The sequence below is a fragment of the Neobacillus sp. GCM10023253 genome, from assembly GCF_042653105.1.
GTDB classification, from domain to species: Bacteria; Bacillota; Bacilli; order Bacillales; family Cytobacillaceae; genus Neobacillus; species Neobacillus citreus.
In genome coordinates, this window is record NZ_JBHSHV010000027.1 from 310601 (window position 1) to 327972 (window position 17372).

Sequence of the window (17372 nt, forward strand, 5' to 3'; positions counted from 1 at the left end):
CTTCAAGAGGAATTCCTAAAAAAATCATGTATAATTATGTTATGCCGTACCATTTTCCATCAACCACTCCTAATAATTTGTTTTCTTACCTTATATTTGAAATGAAATTTAGGGGAGGTGGAAAGTATGAATGAGCTATTAAAAATCCATGATACTTACCGAAAAGTCGATGGTATCTTAGTTCAAATGGGTAAACATGTACCAAAAAGTAAGGTGTATCGAATTATGATTAATCATTCGAACGATAAAGGTCATGAATACCATAAATACCATCGTTTTTCTGAACAATGTATTCATGAGATTATACAAAAAATCTTAGCTAGTTAATATAGCGCTCGGTTATAGTCATTTAATTGGTACGGCTGCTATCCTAATTTTTTGGGATAGCTTTTTTCTTATGCAAAATGCCAAAAGAACCATTGATGCCATTATTGGAAGCAGCAGAAAACATAGAATTTGGTTGCAAATTTCCTGTACATGGCGAATTAATAGTAACCAACAGAACTTCTTTACCGATTAGTAGTGAAGGTGTAAAAAGGTATAAGAGAGCAACACGTTGAAACAAAAGCTTCTCCTAATGGGCAGGCATACAATAACTTGATCAATGATCAACTTAAAAGTCTAATAGAGCATGATGAAACTTCTGAAGGAACCCCACTAGTGATTATTGATGGGAAGCCCTTGTCATGGGAAGAAGTGGGCAAGAGGCTCATGTCGTACGAAGGCTTTCAGATAAAAATTGAAATGTGTGATATGACGGATGATTTTGAGTGAGGTGCAGGAGTCGGGGTTAGATTCATACTGGCAAACAGTGACAGGTACTAAGCAAATTAGATTTCGACATTCATCAGCTGCCAAAATAAATATAGATCAAGTTTTGAAAGGGTTCAGGCTAATTCTAATCAATCGTTTGTTTAAATGACAAAATTATCAGCGAAAAAGGAATGGAAAATCGATTATATCATTACTTTTTTAGCATTTATCCAAACGTTTAATTGAGAAATCGGCAGTAGATTTTGATGGAAATTACCGAATTCCCGAATGTATGTTGTACCTGCCAGAAATGAACCATCCTAATCTGTCAACATTCATCAAATTTCTCACGAGCAAAGGACCAGAGATGTTGATTTATCAACATTTAGTCCAATTCACATAAACGTTTGTCTGACCGACAAGCATTTTTGTGTTAGTAAAAGAAAAAGTCCGCCAGTGGCAAGACTTTGAATTGGTTTACACAAACGTTTAGTTAAATTGCGCAGGACCAACAATTTGTTGAAATCCATCGAACGTTCGTAGTTATGACCGATTACTCCTATAGCGATAGTTGAGCATGGGGCCGGTCCCCTTGTGATGAAAATAGAAAACCGCCCTTGCCTTGGGCTAATCTGAAACATCTTCAGAACTGTTTTAATCCTTTAATGCTTCACGGACCTCTTTTACAAACTCATCAGGCTGAATTTCCAGCACTTTAGAGATTTTAAAGACTGTATCCAAGGAAGGTTACTTTTCATTTCTTTCTAGATCGCCAATATAGGAGCGATCCAAACCGGATTCAAATGCAAGCTTTTCTTGTGATAGTCCTTTGGCTTTTTGCCGCCGTCTTAATATTCGCCTATGTAAATGGCCAAGGAAATTCTCCTTTTTAAGATCATTAGATAATTAGATGAAATATCACTCTACAGGCTACAGTCCGCATTTTGGTGTTATTTGAAAAATTATTAAAAAATGAGCCGTGGAGGGGCTATTTTGCCTGTCCACGTATCATGATTACCAAATTTGTCACAAGGAGATTGACCCTGTTTGTTGTAATGTATCTGGTAGAAAGGAGCGTAATCATGCGTATTGGCAAACAGAAAAGTTTTATCTATTTTCCCTCCTATGGCTTTATCGAAGTGAGTACGGTAGCATTTCAAAGAAAGCAAGACCCACGATTAAGCAGGCAGGTGGGGCAAGAAGAACGTCAGTCGTTGCAACAGCTGTCCCAGAATGGCTTGAGTGACGCATCAATCAGAGAAATGTTTGAACAGGCCTATCCGGGACATACCGTTATTCAAAACGGAAACGAGTGGACGATGATCCCAAACGAGAACCTTAACAAGAATAAATTCAAAGACTAGCCCTTAACTTCCGAAGGATTACCGGTTGAGAAAGGAGGGAATCCCGCAAGGGATGAAAGCGGGACAAGAGACCCTCTTTTCCTACTGACATCATGAATCGTGAGGCTGTCTTCATTTCTTGCGGGGACACTCGGTCATGAATGCCAACCTTTGTCCAGGACTAGCCAGGTTCAGCCGCCAGCCTGAGTTCGTTTTTAAAAAAAGCCCTTCGATCTTCGTCCTTCGTTATGTTTCCAAATGGGTGAACAGGCCATATTCTCTCTGGAAGCCAAGTTCGATGGTGCCGGTGGGGCCATTGCGGTGCTTGGCGAGTATGATTTCGATTTTGTTCCGGTACGGTGAGTCTTTGGTGTAGTAATCATCGCGATATAGGAAGGCGATCAGGTCGGCATCCTGCTCGATTTGCCCGCTTTCACGCAGGTCGGAGAGAACCGGATGCTTGTCGTGGCGGCTTTCGACACCGCGGCTCAGCTGGGACAGGGCTATGATGGTTACGTTCAGTTCTCGCGCCATGGTTTTCAGGGCCCGTGAGATTTCATTGATTTCCGCCTGGCGGTTTTGTCGGAAGCTTCGGTCGCCCTCTATCAGCTGAAGGTAATCGATGACGACGAGGATTCGCTGCTCTTGGCCGTATTCCCGCCGTGCTTTGCGAACCTTGGACCAAATATAGGGGATATCCATCCCGGCTTTGTCAAAAATATGGAGATTCAGTTGGGACAGTGCCCCGATGGTATCGGTAAAATGCTGCCAATCCTCCTCTTGAAATTCCTTCTTCGGGTTTTTTATTTTCCGGCTGTCGATCAAGCCGGTGAATCCCGCCATCCGTTTTAGCAGCTGCTTTTTGGACATCTCTAGGGAGAAAATCAGGCTGATGTCCTGTTTGGCTGCATGATGAGCCACATTCAGAGCGAAGGCCGTCTTTCCCATGCTCGGGCGGGCACCGATGATGACCAGGTCGGATTCCTGAAAGCCGCCGGTGAGCATGTCAAGGGTGGGAAAGCCAGAAGGGATGCCGACAATCTCGCCCAAATCCTTTTCACAATCCATGAACAAATCCACCAAGGACGGGGTGATGCTGCCGGTGTCTTCGTCGGTAAGCTGGTCATCGATCGCCATTAGCTCTTGAATCCCATTGTGGATTGTCTTTCGGATGTCTTTTCCGTTTGCCTGCTCGATGAGGCGCGAGGCAATGTGAATCGTTTTTCGTTTTTGCGCATATTCTTTGACGGATTGCTGATAAAAGGGAAAGTTGGCGGTAGTAGGCACGCTCCCGGCTAGTCGATTCAAATAGCTAACCCCGCCAATCCATTGGAGATTGTCGATGCCAAGCTCGTCAATCATCGAAACATAATCAATCGGCTTTCCCTTCTCATCCAGGCTGCGAATCGCCGAATAAATCAGCCTCAACTGCGGAAAATAAAGCTGCTCCGGCAGAATCGCCGCCTCCTTCACCAGCCCGCCGTCCAGAAACAACGCCCCCACAAAAGCCTCCTCCACCTCCTGACTAAAGCATGACAGTTCTTGTGTTTGTGTTTGATTAATCATAATCGTGCCTCCTAACAGTGATGCATGGGGACGGTTCTCGTGCATCACTATTTCGTAGTAGTGACCAACTGACGGAGGCTGCTCCCGTGTTGAGATTTGCGCGTCCGTCATGATTTTTGTGATAAAGGGGGACGATGACAGGCCCGTCCCGACAAGGACTTTGAAGTCTGCTTTTTCCTCTACCTCTGAATTCCCAGAATGGTCCTCATGTTGGCCAGTTCTCGCTGGACCACTTCTTCACTCGCTAGCTTATGCCTGGTGGTCATGATGAATCGGGTCTCCCTGGCATTAGGGACGGTCATGGAGCCGGACGATTTTGGCAATAGGTCGGCGATTTTAGGCGGATAGGGTGATTCTTTTACGAACGAAAACAGTCTTTCCTGCACGATGTCGTGTTCATAGCTTTTGAGCACTTCATGCCACATGTTCACCTTTTCCTGATTGACGATAAATTGGTCGTAGAAAGTGTTGATCGTCTTTAATAACTCAAACGTCTCACGCTTCATCATCTAAATCGAAATCCTCCTCGTTAAGGGTCTGTTTGAAGCTGGTTTGCCCCCTTCGTTTTTCAAAGAGGGGATTCGCTTGCGGCTTTTGGTTGAGATAGGATTCAAATTTGTTTCCAAACAATGTTTCCGGTCTTAGGTATGTACTCATATGTGGATCATCGAGCCATTCAGCTGTCTTTAAGTCGATGACTTTCTTAAAGTCCTCCACGGTAAAGCCTTCTTTTAATCTTGTTTGAATCAGTTGGTTTGTTTTCTTTGTTCCTGATTTGTAGTTGGCATCGGTTTTGGCATTGAGGTAGTCGACGATGTCGACAATAGGTTTTTTCTCTGTTGTTGTCTCTGTCGTAATCTCTGGTAATGCTTGGGTCAGACCGAATTCTTCTGTGGTCCAGTCTGACATCTCAGATAGGTCAGTCTGAACCGACGATTGGCCGGAAGTTGCGAAAGGGTCAGCTTGGCCTTGTGTTGTTGGGCTTGCTGTGTCGGTAATCGCGGGGCCATCCTCCATCGCTTCGAGTCGTTGATAATCGATGGTGTACCATTTGGTTTTATCCAGTTTCAGCTTATTCCAATTGGCCGAGATCAGGAAACCCTGCTCTTCTAGTGAACGAATGATTCGTTTAATGGTGCTTTCCGACCAGAAGGGCATTTGTTTCTGCCAATCTTTATAGGTATTGAATATCCATTTTCGTCCCTCAATCACATGGGAACTGGACTGGATCCAGTAGTGAATTTGCTGGAGTACGATGGCTTCGTTCAGCCCCATTTTGACGGCGAGAGAAGGGATGATCATGATGGGCGCTTCGTTAATCAGTAATTTCGTCATAGAGTTTTCCTCCTATGTGGTGGGATGCAAATTTTGAGGCACAAGAACCGTCCCCGTGTCCCACTTCTGAGTGTTCTTCTATTTTTCTTAGTAATTCTGAAGGCATCAGTTCAAGTCCTTTTGATAGAGCCCAGAGGGTGTCAAAGCCTGGCTTTTTTAGTTCCCTTTCTAGTAAGCTGATATAGGAAGGCTCTAGAGAGCAGCGAACTGCTAGTTCCGCTTGTGTTAGATCCAGTTCCTTCCGTAATTTTTTCAGGACCTTGCCGTAACGAGAGTTTAAGTAGTTTCCCAATAGACATTCTCCTTTGAACAATGATGATGTTGCGTTGGAAGTTTTGTAGATTATTGATTTTCTAAGATATCAAAGTTATACTTTCCGGATTTCTCCTTGGTCAGTTGATGGTCTATCGGCGGGGTGTGTTCATAGCTGGTGATATCTGGCTGCTTGCCTCGTTTGGTTGAAAGATGAATTAATTGCCTGGCTTTTTCAATTTTGTCATTAAAGGATGCTAGCTTGGATTCAATGATCATCGTATAGCCATTGCTCAATTCCACGATTGTGTTGTTGCCCATCGCGGTGGTTTTCTCAATATGCTCCGGGTTAAACCAAATACAATCTGCCTTCTTAGGAGATTTGGTTGGAAAAAGGCAAATCCCCAGATACGGGTTTACGATGATGGGGCATTTGGCCTTCTTATCAAGCACCACTTTGGCCCCGGTAGTAGCTCCCTTTAGGTCAAACCCTATGTATGTCAATGTATCGTCCAATACCTGCAGCGGGGACCGATCGACAAGAAACGCCGAAGTGCCGACCATGACCCGCGCGCACAGCTTTCCAAATCGATTATATTCCCCCGTCATCAAAATCATCTTTTTCTCAATATAATAGTTTCTTTGCTCCAACAATTGGTCATCCACTCCTTAAAAGGTTTGACAGGTGAGGCATGGGGACGGTTCTTGTGCATCATTTTTGTTTGGAATTTGGGTCACCTCCATTGATATCTGCCTGTGGATTCTATAGGGCAGGGTTAAGTGAGATAATACTATTTTTATATATTTAATATGTAAAATAATGGGTGACACTGCCTTGATTTTATTAAATATCATAAATGTAAACGTTACCACGTACTAAAGTACAAATTTCGCTAGAATTCGACCTTATTCTTGACGAAATTTTGACAACCTGGAGGGGGCATAGAAGCGATTCTGGTGAATCGTTTTTTACCATCATTTTTTAAGAAGATAAGGTTTGCCTTCTCATAAATAGGCTTTGATGGGAAGCGATTAAAAACTTAAAGGCTGCTTGTAGCATCACCCTTTATAATTGGTTGGTTATGTCCATTTCATCGTTTCATCGATGTTGGCACCTTTAAGATACAGAGTTATACGGTATTTGTCGAATCACCTCATTTCCAATTTGGAGCGAATTTGGGGTAGGAAAATGGCGTTTTTGGCTCCAAATTGGAATTGATGAGGGGGTTTTCGTGAATTTCGTTCCAATTTGATTGTTTTTGAGTTGAAATAGGGGGACGGTTGTCGTGTTCCTATTTTGCTTATCTGATCAATTCATCATTCGTTCTCGCAACTTTCCCGCGCTCCCATCCGCCATTGCTTTACGGCTGAGACGGAGACCTTTTCCTTTTCGGCGATTTCCTTAACGGAAAGGCCATCATGGATGGTGTATAATAGCCATTTCTGTTGATGTGGGGTCAGCAATTCCCAATAGGATAACAGGATTTCATTCTCCAAAGTTCTGTTTGGCTGCCAATCAGGAACGGTCCCCCAGAATTCTCCCTCCTTGCAAACATATCTTTCATTGGCTCGTACCATTTTTCCCAGCTCCTCGAGCAGGCGGCCTCTAATAAACGTATAAGCATAGTTGGTGAAACTTCCTTTTTCGGGATTAAATCGCTGGCTTGCCTCCCAAAGGGCAATCAGGCCATGCTGATAAAATTCTTCCTTGTCTTTGTATAGATGAAGAGAGTGGATGATTTTATGGATCATCGGTTTATATTGTTCTGCCAATTGTTCAAAGCTTTCCACGGTGGTTCCCTTCAGGAAAGCGCGCTTTGCCATTGTATTCCCGGGTACCTTACCATAACGGGAATCGCCTGAATCATCGAACTCGTCTAATTCACTTTTGAAACGAATAATAGCCTCAAACTCGCTATTTTTTGCATCAAAATACAAATACGAAAGCGTTTTTTGCCATTTTGAACAAATAGTATAAGAATTTGAGGCAGGGGGAATTTAGTCAAATTAATAGATGTAAGGTGTGGGTCGGATTCTTTAACGAAACTGGTGTTGAGTCTGAGCGTAATGTGAAAACCAAAGTTGAGGGCAGCTATGGTACAGAGATCAGTGAATGTGTGCCATTTGAGCAGAATGCTAGATGGGTGTGCATTGGGTGTGCGTTTCTATGGTTATTCCAGCCCATGTGGTGGCTGTGGCCAGGCTCATGATGGCCACATTTGGAGTAAATCCGTATGTGTCCTCCATAAAGATAACTCTATTACATCATCTCAAAAAATCAGAAAATTACTATTTTATCATAATATTGACAATATTTTGTCTATAACATAATATCTAATTATGTTTTAAATCATATTGAAAAGGGGGGCAAAAAGTATAAAGTACCAGAGATTTCGAACGTATAAAACTAAAGATTTTTTCCCGAAACATTTGGGAGAGGAAAGTCATTATCTTGAGGCAGAATTGTTGTATACAGGCTGGCATTGCCGGAACGGTTGGTAGAAATTGTTGTTGAAGTTGTATGAAGTGAATAGTGAGAAGGAATTGTGATTTTTTTTTATTTTATTTACGGTATATTTACGGAAATATTCCTTAAATAGGAAATAAAATGAGGGGGTAAGACATGAGAAAACCGTTTTTCGTTTTAAATCTTATCGTAATTTTTGCCTTTTTGATTCTTACAGCTTGTGGTTCCAATTCAGAATCTACTAGCAGCAGTCCTTCAGATAAGAGTTCTTCGGCTGATAGTAAACCCAGCAATCTCCCTGCCCTGCCAGATGACATTAAGAAAAAGGGAAAATTGGTTATTGGGGTAAAGGTAGATTTTCCGCCTTTCGGTTCTATGGATGCAAGCGGGAAAAATGTTGGATATGATATTGATTTTGCCAAGAAATTAGCTGAATATGCGTTTGGAGATGCTAATGCTGTTGAGTTTGTCCCGGTAACAAGTGATAATCGTATACCATTCCTAAATTCCAAAAAAGTTGATTTATTGATTGCCTCCCTGGCTGCGACAGAAGAAAGAAAAAAGGTAGTTGATTTTACAGATCCATATTTTGGTACATCCAACTTAACACTGGTGAAGAAGGATAGTAACATTAAGGAATTAAAGGATTTAGAAGGTAAAACAGTCATTACATTAAAAGGTTCTACAGAGGCTTTAGCACTTCAAAAAGCCGTGCCTTCTGCCCAACAGCTGCAATTAACAACACTTGCCGAACAATTGCAAGCGCTTAAAGATGATCGTGGCGTGGCGATAGTTAAAGATGAATCTGTGCTTTACAAAATTGTTGATCAGGATTCCTCCTATAAAATAGTGGGCGAACCATTCGAACCAATGGCTATTGCTGCTGCCGTTCGCAAAGGGGATACAGAATATTTAAATTGGCTAAATGCTGCCATCAAGGAAGTTTCATCACAAGACCTCTTCTACAAATGGTTCAAAAACTGGTTCCCAGAATTCAAAAACACTCCTCAATTATTACCTAGACCTTAAGTAAATCATTGTATAAAGATGGGCCCGAAAAGGGGAGCCTTGCTAATATGAATCCTCTTTTCGGATAATAGTTTAATAGAAAGGAAGGGTCTGATGACGAAAACAAAAATGAAAATAGAAAATGTACACAAGAGCTTTGACCAATCCTCCGTTTTACGTGGAATCACGACCTCAATCTCAGAAAAAGAGGCAACGGTTATTATTGGTCCAAGTGGGTCGGGAAAAAGCACTTTGTTACGCTGCCTTAATCGTTTGGAGACCATTAATGATGGAACGATCTATTTGGATGATCAATCCTTTATGGATATTCCTATTCAAAAACTAAGAACAAGAGTAGGCATGGTCTTTCAGAGTTTCAATCTTTTTCCTCATCTCAGTGTAATGAAGAACTTATTACTTGCTCCCACGAAGCTTCAAACAAGCAAGTCAAAGGATGAATTAATGGAGCTAGGATATTCCCTCCTTGACAAGGTAGGCATGAAGGAAAAAGCGGATTCTTATCCGGAGGAACTTTCAGGCGGCCAGCAGCAACGGGTTGCGATCGCAAGAGCACTCATGATGGAGCCTGAAGTGATGTTGTTTGATGAAGTAACGTCAGCCCTTGACCCGGAACGTGTTAACGATGTTCTTGAAACCATGAAGGATCTGGCTAAAAGCGGTATGACAATGGTAATCGTCACCCATGAAATGGGCTTTGCAAGAGAAGTGGGCGATAAAATCATCTTTATGGACCAGGGTGTCATTGTCGAAGAGGGGACACCAGAGGAAGTGTTTGGAAATTCTAAAGAAGACAGGACCAAAGCATTCCTAAGAAACGTATTGAAATAAATGAAAGGAAGGTGATAGACCGTTGAAATTTGATATTGCCTTTATCATAGACCAGCTGCCGTATTTAATGACAGGGCTGAAAATGACCTTATTATTAAGTTTTGCCAGCTTGGTTCTTTCTCTTTTGATTGGCATAGCGGGTGCTGTTATTCGCATTTTAAAGGTGCCGATTCTTAGCCGCATTATCATCGGCTATGTGGAGCTCATTCGAAATACGCCATTGCTTGTTCAAATTTTCTTTTTATATTTTGGCCTTCCATTTATCGGATTAAAATTGTCAGGAACCGTAACGGGAATTGTTGCTCTTAGTTTATGGGGAGGAGCGTATGCCATCGAGAATTTCCGCGGGGGATTTAAATCTGTTTCAAAGAGTTTGAATGAGGCGGGATATTCTCTTGGTTTGAACACGTACCACGTGTATCGCCACATTATCATTCCAATTGGATTTCGAGTAAGCTTCCCGTCTTTTAGCAACACGGCCATGTCTGTCGTTAAAAACTCAAGCCTGTTGGCTGGTATTGGCGTTTTGGAATTGACCTTTACTGCTCTCAATTCGGTTGCAGTTAGTTTCAAATATATCGAAATGTTTTTGTCATTAGGGATCATCTACCTCCTAATCGTCTGGGTTCTATCCTTTCTGTTTGGGTTAATTGAACGCAAATTAGATTTTAAACGCAGATCTGCCAAAAAGGCATTATTTAGTTTTAAAGGAATGGCAAATAAAACTTACGGAAAGGCAGGATGACTATGAATGCCATATTAGAAAGCTTGCCGTTTCTGTTAAAGGGATTTGGCTATACGGTTTGGCTGAGTATTTGCTGTGTTGTAGTGTCTGTTCTTGTTGGGGTAATCGTTGGAGTATTACGGACACTTGAAAATACAGTTATTCGCTTAGCCAGTAAAATATTCATTGACGTATTTCGAGGTATCCCGACTTTAGTTGTTTTATTTTTAGTTTTTTTTCTGTTGCCGACCATAGGTTTTCAACTTCCTAACTTTTTGTCTGCTCTTATTGGATTAAGCCTTTGGGCGATTGCCAATGTTGCCGAAGCAGTCCGTGGATCTATCCAATCGATTCCAAAGACACAAACAGAAGTAAGTTATGCTCTTGGTTTGAATTATGTTAATACGATGATGTATGTCATTATCCCCCAGGCGACCAAGCGTGTGCTACCTTCTATTATTGGAATTTTGACCAACTTGGTCCAATCCACTTCCTTGACTGTGCTAATCGGGAATGTTGAGTTTTTAAAGTCGGCTCAAATTACGATTGAGCGGATTACGATGATGGGCAGCAATAATACTGCCGTTTTTATGCTATATACTCTAGTTTTAGCGGGGTATTTCATTATTTGTTATCCCCTTTCTCTATGGTCAAGAAATTTGGAAAATAGATTAAAAGTTTAATATTTAACTATCAAGGTAAGAAGTGATTCGAACATACCAAACAAATTAACCATATGCCCTACATGGGGAGTATTCAAACAGCTAACCGATTAACAGGAGGAATTAATAATGGATAAGATAAACATGCCTATAACAGGAATATGCTCATTTGCAAAATACCCTATTTGTGATGATTTAGAAAAACTAGATGCAGACATGGCGGTCCTTGGTGTACCTTATGATTTAGGGGTAGGATTTTTAACAGGATGCCGTTTTGGCCCGCGCCGCATAAGGGAGGTCTCTACTCATTATAGTCGTGGAGATGCAGGATTCTATGATCCGGAGCTTGATGAAGTATTTCTTGCAGCTCCACTTAAAATTGTAGATTGCGGTGATGCGGATGTCATTCATGGTGACATTCAAGAATCATTCAACCGTATCGAATGGGCTGTCCGCAAGATTCGGGAAAAGGGTGCCATACCAGCCATTATGGGCGGCGATCATTCCATTTCAATCCCGATTGCCCGCGCACTTGAACCAGAGGGATCGGTAACTGTGGTTCAGCTCGATGCGCACCTTGATTGGTCAGATGCTCCCGGAGGACAAAGATGGGGAAATGGAAGTCCTATGCGCCGCATGTCTGAAATGAAGCATATCAAGGGGATGGCTCAAATTGGTTTGCGGGGATTAGGCAGCAGCCGGAAGGAAGACTTTGATGCTGCTAAGGAATTCAATAGTGTATTAATATCAGCTAAAGAATCCATGGAAATGGGGGTAGAAGGAATACTAGCTAAAATTCCGGAAGGCGATAAATATTATGTAACCATTGATATTGATTGCTTTGATATCTCTCTTGCCACGGGAACAGGTTCACCATCACCAGGAGGCTTCTCCTATGATTTCCTCAATGATATTTTAAAAGGATTGGCGAAAAAGGGAGAAATTGTATGCTTTGATTTAGTTGAAGTGGCTCCGCAATACGATCCGACCGGAGGGACGCCTCGTGTAGCGGCTATGACTATGTTAAACTTTATGGGGCATATATTAAAACATAAGGGAATGAGACAGAATAAATAACTGCCAGCAATAGGCCTGTAAAGAGGATGGTTATATGAAAAAGAAAAGAATCGGGGTTGTTGGGCCAGAAGATACTCAAAAATTGGTCTCACAAGTCTTGGAAGATACTAAGTACAACCTAGAAGTGATTCCCCTACAATATTCTAGTTTTGAAGAAACAATTGAAATTGTAAAAAAGAATTCAGCAATGGTGGACATTTGGCTTTTTACAGGGGAAATGACCTATAATATGGTAAAAGAAAAAGGCCTCATTGAAAATGGGTACTTTTTGGAATTAAGCGGGATGAGTCTTTCTACGGTTCTGCTTGATATAGCCTATAATTTTGGCTATAAATTGGAACGAGTCAGTTTCGACACTATTTCAGAAAATGAGTTGTTGGAAACGTACCAAGATCTATCCATTGAAAGCAGCCAAACTCAGTTGTTGCCATTTGTTTCTAGTCTAACTCACCAAGAAATTGTTTCCTTTCATACATCCTTATATGAACAAAAAAAGGTAGATGTTTGTGTTACAGCACTTCATTCTGTATACCAGGAGCTTCAAAAAAAGCAGGTGCCATCTTTTCGTTTAGCTCCGACTAGAACATCAATTTTGAGGGCATTTGACCGGATTACTAAGAATGGCCAATTATCCCACTTTAAAAAGTCTCAAATTGCCGTGGTCATGATTCAAGTGGATGAACTATTTCATCTAAAAGGGGAAGGGCTAATGGCCTATGATGTGCACCAGTTGAATTTAAAATGCCAAGAAATTATTTTAGACTATACCCGAAAGATCTTTGGTTCCTTTTCTCAAAAGGGCGTAGGGACGTTCACCATTTTCTCTACTCGGGGAGAAATTGAAGCAAATGAATTGAGTGGGTTGAATCTGTTAGAAAAGTTAAGAATTTTGTCCGATTTGACCGTATCTATAGGGATTGGCTATGGGACTACATCCTTTTCTGCAGAGAAACATGCTAGCTTGGCACAATATCACGCTCAACAAAAGAATGGTCATATCATTGCTACGGTTGATGAGGAAGGTAAAATTCACGAGTTGTCAAATCAAGATACTTCATTTGTTTATGGATATCGTACGGAGAATGAAGATTTAAGCAATAGGTTGGAGAAGGCAGGAGTGAATATCTCGACATTCAATAAACTCTTATATATCCAAAGCCAATCCAGTGTTAGTCTTACTGCTTCTTCAGTTGCAGAGCAATTGGAGATGACATCTCGCAATGCACGAAGAATTTTGCTAGGTTTAGAAAAACATGGCCTTGCCAAAATTATAGGTCAAGAGACACCCTTAACGAAGGGGCGTCCAAGATCTATTTATACCATCTTATCTTCATGATAATAGAAGCAATGGTAGGACTTGACTTTTCCATAAACTTTGTCTTTTGCAGAATGTTGACAATGTGGAGGGGAATTCTGGCATTCATCGCCGGGTTATCTGCGGAAATTTAGAAGGAGAGAGATTCAAGGTCTCTCTCCAAAAGCAGTTTCTTTCAATACTGCGCTTTCGCCCTCAAATTATGCATTCAAGTCAGTATATGACCAAATCCCCATAGCCAATCAGAAGGATTAGTCTTTAACCAATAAGAATCTGTAAAAAAATGTTTTATTAACTTCAAAAAAAACAAAGCCGCTCATTTGATTGGCTCACCTACTTTTTTTTGCTTATCAATGTAAACATGCACAATGGTTTGGCTGTTACATTTACAATCACATAATAGAATGTGAAATATTGTTTTTCCAAATTTCCTTGACAATCTCCTCTGGGGTAGAGGCGGCTTTGTCCCCAAAAATGTTCATGGTCATTTTCAATTTTAGTTCATTCTTGTCGGTAACATCGTAAGTAATCATTTCATTCATTGAGTTATCCGACATTAAATGCCGACCGTATGAAAGGTTGATGGTATTCCAACCAAATGAGCCACCATACCAAATTTTGATATTGTTTACATTTTGACCGTTAACATACAAACTGAAAATTGTTTTAAATTTTTCTATTTCCTCTTGGTCAAAATCAAAACCGGGATTAGCATTTTTAACTTGTGAAAATAACAAATTGAATATTTGAGTTATCTGCTTAAAACTATCCTTCATGAACTTATCGATATCTCTATCAGTAATATTCTTACTGCTTGTCAGATTTAAATCAGAAAAATCAACATCAATTGACATAGTTTTATTAAGGTCTTTTGGCTGTAATACTCGCGGTTTGCCGACTGGTTCCATTCTATATAATGGAACTCCTTCAATACGATGCAATAATTCATTATATTTTTCTTCAAATTTATTATCGTTAGAAAAATCGATAGCATAATAGCCTTCTAAATGAAATGGAAAAACCTTTTCAAAATCCCCTTGATGTCTAAGGATAAAAATTAATTTATCAGGGTTTTTTCTTAAAATAGGTAAAGACAACATTGTTTCGAAACCAACCCCGCCTTCCAATTCATTGGCTTTTTTTGCGAAATTTTCAGTTAACACCAAGATCGCAAAATCATTATCCCTCATATTTTTTATCATCATTGTATTTAGATTTACTGTTCTTGTTGTTGTTTCAAAAACATCAACGTTTGCTTCTATACCTCCCTCTACCCTGAGCTTATTAGCAAGTCTTACAACCCATTCTTGGTGAGGCGTAGAGTCCCAACTATAGCTGATAAAAGCTGTTTTGTTTTTTTGTTCCATATGATTATCTCCTATAAATGATTTATTTTGATTGCTCTGTTATTGCGCAGCATTTAAGATTTTAAAAATGTTATTTATCTTTTTCCCAAATTTATATGCCCAATGTGAATTGGTATCATTGCAGTTATTTAAATCAATTACTTCCCCTGATACAAACTCCATTGATATGGAACAATTATTCAGATTGTCACTCCATGTTCTGTACTTAAAAACCTTCAAATTGTCGTATTTAAATATTTCGATATTGATATTATCAATAAGATCAGCCTTACTAAAGTCTACTTTAATTAATTTATTTTTATAAAATAAGAGTAAAACTAACATTTCTCCTGTAAAAATGTTTTTTTGGTATATTTCTTCTATTCCTTCCCCTAATCCCAATTTCGTCAATGTTTCCACTGCAGCTTGAATACTCCCAATTCTATACTCGTTAGGCAACGATAGTTGATATTCATTCCTTGCCAAAGTTTCCAAGTTTAATTCCATTTATCATATTTCTCCCCTCAACAAAACTCAAATAAGCCAATGTTTATTTACAAAAAGCTTTTCAGTTTTTCTTCATCAGAAACATGAATCCAAGGTAATTCCAAGTTTGCTTCGTCAATTCCGGGTGTAATAACTCTGGTATATAATAAATCATAAATGCATTCATTTACTAAAAGAATGTCCTTGTCCGATATACGCATAGTGTAGTGGTAAGTACCACCACCCTTAGTCTCTGAAAAAGGTCCAATGGCACCTCTAACTCGTAAAATATTTTTAACAGCTTCCCTTAAGGAGTTAATACTTGTTTTTGGTTTTTCCATTAATAATTGTGCAATAATGGTTAAGGTTTCTTTTTTATTTAAAATAGGTTCGCTCTGATACATATTTTACACTCCTCCTTTTCCGACAATTATTCTTTTTTTATTTTAACATTTTTATCCAATTTTGAGTGATTTGAGCATCTGCGTAATAGCCTTTTATTTACAAAAGGTATAGTTACGGGCAGTATTAATATGAAAGGACATTCATCATAAAGATCCAGCCTATGCACGGCCGAAGCTTGAATTAATTATCTATTCTTAGGTGTATTTCCTCAAATGATTGAAGTCGAGGATGATCGCACGATTCACTTTGGCCTAGAAGAATGAAAGCAATCGGACTTTGAGCATCGATTTTTTTATACCCTAGTTTAATGATATCCTATATAATATTTGGAGAGACTAGAAGTATGATCTTAGCCTGAGAGAAAGGTAAATTGAATTCAAAATGAAACTATTTGCAAAAATTACAGTTTGTCTATCAATGATACTTGCAATTATAACAATAGTTATATTTGTGAATCCCGTGCTTTTTATAACATTTAATCAAAATCTAAACACCACTAATAATATAATTTCCTATCTAACTTTACTTTTTACTCTATTAGCTTTAATTATTGCAAGTTTTGCCTTTATAGTAGCTACTAAAGAGCCGAAACTTAGCTTGTCAATTTTACCGTGGGCCGCCGAAAATCCAGGGCCAGCCTTAGCTGTTAGTAGAAGTTCAAAAAAAGTTACGATAACAAGACCTTTTAGTTCCTGGCAATTATTTTTACATAATAATGGAGAAGTAGCTGCACGATACCCTGTTGTTGAAATCAAATTTAAGAATGTTTTTTTCGGTAATAATGCTTTTGAAGGATGGAGACAAGTTCATCATGCAAATGCGTTAGGTTGGTATGCTTACCAGTGGACACCTGAGGATAAAATGATAGTACATCCTCACTTTCCGATTGAGTTGCCAACGATGAATTTTTCAGACTACAATTTTGAAGTAGAGAAGCCTGAGATTGAGATTACAATAGTTGCTGATGGATTTAGACGAAAAACAACTACCCAGAAGATTAAAATAATTCAGGTCGATTTCGAATAATATAACTGAATGGAGCAGAAAGGGATGGATAGTTTCAGGTTGCTTCCAAACATTCGGTGCCTGCTACACCCTAAACCACTCGAACTTTGTCGAAGATTGATAGAATTTTTTATGAATGAAAAATGGTAGAATAGAGTTGCAACTGAGTATTATGAGGGTGGTCGGTTTTTTGATCTTCTTTTCCTTTTAAAGGGAAGGAGGTGATCAATCTGGAAAATGTTCTTTATCTTACGAGAAATTCTAAGAGGAATGGTGCGTGAAGTTAGCGCTTATTTCTTTCGGAAACACGTACTAGAAAATAGGAAAACCACCCCAGCGCCGTAGGAAGCAAAAGGATGGTTCTTAGAGATAAACTCCATTTTAACAACCACCACCCTGACGGTAGCAGTTGCAGGGAGAAGTGTTAGCAACACTTCTCATTTTTATTATATGTTCCATTATATACAAAAATATTCAGATTTAAAAGTCTGATCTCGGGGGTAGGCCATACCCAGTGCGGCCGACACTTACTTATTCTTGCCAGAAATAAATCACCGTATTCTGCTATTATTCACCAAAATTCTCACAAGAATAAGACCAGAAACGTTAATATCTCAATATTTTAGCCCGATTCACATAAACGTTTGTTTGACTGACAATCATAATTGTAATAGTGAAAGAAAAAATCCGCCAGTGGCAAGACTCTGAATCGGTTTACTCAAACGATTAGTTAGGTTGCACAGGTCAACATTTTGTTGAAATTCATCGAACAATCATAG

20 protein-coding genes are annotated in these 17372 nt (G+C 39.8%); 9 read left to right on the forward strand and 11 right to left on the reverse strand.

Going from position 1 to position 17372, the window contains the following annotated elements:
• Window positions 1-126: 126 nt before the first annotated feature.
• Window positions 127-327, forward strand: coding sequence for a hypothetical protein (locus ACFPA1_RS25030; protein ID WP_378586823.1), 201 nt, complete (start codon window positions 127-129; stop codon window positions 325-327).
• Between the two features lie 43 nt (window positions 328-370).
• On the opposite strand, the gene ACFPA1_RS25035 is transcribed toward ACFPA1_RS25030, so the two are convergent.
• Together ACFPA1_RS25035 and ACFPA1_RS25040 are read right to left on the reverse strand one after the other, a co-directional pair.
• Window positions 371-565: a hypothetical protein gene (locus tag ACFPA1_RS25035; RefSeq protein WP_378586826.1), complete on the reverse strand. Its 195-nt coding sequence runs from the start codon at window positions 563-565 to the stop codon at window positions 371-373.
• A gap of 935 nt (window positions 566-1500) precedes the next feature.
• Window positions 1501-1608 (reverse strand): helix-turn-helix domain-containing protein, encoded by a 108-nt coding sequence (locus tag ACFPA1_RS25040; protein ID WP_378586951.1) that lies wholly within the window; start codon window positions 1606-1608, stop codon window positions 1501-1503.
• Window positions 1609-1835: 227 nt separating this feature from the next.
• On the opposite strand from ACFPA1_RS25040, the gene ACFPA1_RS25045 reads away from it, so the two are divergent.
• Window positions 1836-2117: a hypothetical protein gene (locus tag ACFPA1_RS25045; protein ID WP_378586829.1), complete on the forward strand. Its 282-nt coding sequence runs from the start codon at window positions 1836-1838 to the stop codon at window positions 2115-2117.
• 225 nt (window positions 2118-2342) lie between these two features.
• Here the strand turns inward: ACFPA1_RS25045 and dnaB are convergent, their stop codons facing one another.
• The 6 genes from dnaB to ACFPA1_RS25075 all read right to left on the reverse strand — a co-directional run bounded on the left by dnaB (window position 2343) and on the right by ACFPA1_RS25075 (window position 7040).
• The gene (gene dnaB, locus ACFPA1_RS25050) at window positions 2343-3662 is read right to left on the reverse strand and encodes a replicative DNA helicase (protein WP_378586832.1); all 1320 of its coding nucleotides are present in this window, start codon (window positions 3660-3662) and stop codon (window positions 2343-2345) included.
• Window positions 3663-3841: 179 nt separating this feature from the next.
• A complete protein-coding gene (locus tag ACFPA1_RS25055; protein ID WP_378586835.1) occupies window positions 3842-4171 on the reverse strand; it encodes a replicative helicase loader/inhibitor in 330 nt (109 codons plus the stop codon).
• Window positions 4158-4997 carry a conserved phage C-terminal domain-containing protein gene (locus ACFPA1_RS25060; RefSeq protein ID WP_378586838.1) on the reverse strand — a complete coding sequence of 280 codons (840 nt, stop codon included), beginning with the start codon at window positions 4995-4997 and terminating at the stop codon, window positions 4158-4160. The genes ACFPA1_RS25055 and ACFPA1_RS25060 overlap by 14 nt, the downstream gene beginning before the upstream one ends.
• Window positions 4978-5289 (reverse strand): helix-turn-helix domain-containing protein, encoded by a 312-nt coding sequence (locus ACFPA1_RS25065; RefSeq protein ID WP_378586841.1) that lies wholly within the window; start codon window positions 5287-5289, stop codon window positions 4978-4980. The genes ACFPA1_RS25060 and ACFPA1_RS25065 overlap by 20 nt, the downstream gene beginning before the upstream one ends.
• Before the next feature lie 50 nt (window positions 5290-5339).
• Window positions 5340-5903 carry a competence protein ComK gene (locus ACFPA1_RS25070; RefSeq protein ID WP_378586844.1) on the reverse strand — a complete coding sequence of 188 codons (564 nt, stop codon included), beginning with the start codon at window positions 5901-5903 and terminating at the stop codon, window positions 5340-5342.
• A gap of 663 nt (window positions 5904-6566) precedes the next feature.
• Entirely contained in the window at window positions 6567-7040 is a 474-nt protein-coding gene (locus tag ACFPA1_RS25075) for a sigma-70 family RNA polymerase sigma factor (protein WP_378586954.1), read from the reverse strand.
• 832 nt (window positions 7041-7872) lie between these two features.
• On the opposite strand from ACFPA1_RS25075, the gene ACFPA1_RS25080 reads away from it, so the two are divergent.
• The 6 genes from ACFPA1_RS25080 to ACFPA1_RS25105 all read left to right on the forward strand — a co-directional run bounded on the left by ACFPA1_RS25080 (window position 7873) and on the right by ACFPA1_RS25105 (window position 13372).
• Entirely contained in the window at window positions 7873-8745 is an 873-nt protein-coding gene (locus ACFPA1_RS25080) for a transporter substrate-binding domain-containing protein (protein ID WP_378586847.1), read from the forward strand.
• Between the two features lie 93 nt (window positions 8746-8838).
• Window positions 8839-9573 (forward strand): amino acid ABC transporter ATP-binding protein, encoded by a 735-nt coding sequence (locus tag ACFPA1_RS25085; RefSeq protein ID WP_378586850.1) that lies wholly within the window; start codon window positions 8839-8841, stop codon window positions 9571-9573.
• Between the two features lie 22 nt (window positions 9574-9595).
• Window positions 9596-10318 carry an amino acid ABC transporter permease gene (locus ACFPA1_RS25090; RefSeq protein WP_378586853.1) on the forward strand — a complete coding sequence of 241 codons (723 nt, stop codon included), beginning with the start codon at window positions 9596-9598 and terminating at the stop codon, window positions 10316-10318.
• A gap of 2 nt (window positions 10319-10320) precedes the next feature.
• Complete coding sequence (locus ACFPA1_RS25095) at window positions 10321-10980, forward strand: amino acid ABC transporter permease (RefSeq protein WP_378586857.1); 660 nt, start codon at window positions 10321-10323, stop codon at window positions 10978-10980.
• 108 nt (window positions 10981-11088) lie between these two features.
• The gene (gene speB / locus ACFPA1_RS25100; RefSeq protein ID WP_217032643.1) at window positions 11089-12036 is read left to right on the forward strand and encodes an agmatinase; all 948 of its coding nucleotides are present in this window, start codon (window positions 11089-11091) and stop codon (window positions 12034-12036) included.
• 34 nt (window positions 12037-12070) lie between these two features.
• Window positions 12071-13372, forward strand: a complete 1302-nt coding sequence (locus tag ACFPA1_RS25105; protein WP_378586860.1) for a hypothetical protein — start codon at window positions 12071-12073, stop codon at window positions 13370-13372.
• A gap of 371 nt (window positions 13373-13743) precedes the next feature.
• On the opposite strand, the gene ACFPA1_RS25110 is transcribed toward ACFPA1_RS25105, so the two are convergent.
• The 3 genes from ACFPA1_RS25110 to ACFPA1_RS25120 are packed head-to-tail and all read right to left on the reverse strand — an operon-like array spanning window position 13744 to window position 15587.
• Window positions 13744-14718 (reverse strand): toll/interleukin-1 receptor domain-containing protein, encoded by a 975-nt coding sequence (locus tag ACFPA1_RS25110; RefSeq protein ID WP_378586863.1) that lies wholly within the window; start codon window positions 14716-14718, stop codon window positions 13744-13746.
• A gap of 39 nt (window positions 14719-14757) precedes the next feature.
• Window positions 14758-15204, reverse strand: a complete 447-nt coding sequence (locus tag ACFPA1_RS25115; RefSeq protein ID WP_378586866.1) for a DUF3908 family protein — start codon at window positions 15202-15204, stop codon at window positions 14758-14760.
• A gap of 47 nt (window positions 15205-15251) precedes the next feature.
• Window positions 15252-15587 carry a hypothetical protein gene (locus tag ACFPA1_RS25120; protein WP_378586869.1) on the reverse strand — a complete coding sequence of 112 codons (336 nt, stop codon included), beginning with the start codon at window positions 15585-15587 and terminating at the stop codon, window positions 15252-15254.
• A gap of 382 nt (window positions 15588-15969) precedes the next feature.
• Here ACFPA1_RS25120 and ACFPA1_RS25125 point away from each other — a divergent pair, with 382 nt between their 5' ends.
• Window positions 15970-16614: a hypothetical protein gene (locus tag ACFPA1_RS25125; RefSeq protein ID WP_378586872.1), complete on the forward strand. Its 645-nt coding sequence runs from the start codon at window positions 15970-15972 to the stop codon at window positions 16612-16614.
• The last annotated feature ends 758 nt before the right edge of the window (window positions 16615-17372 follow it).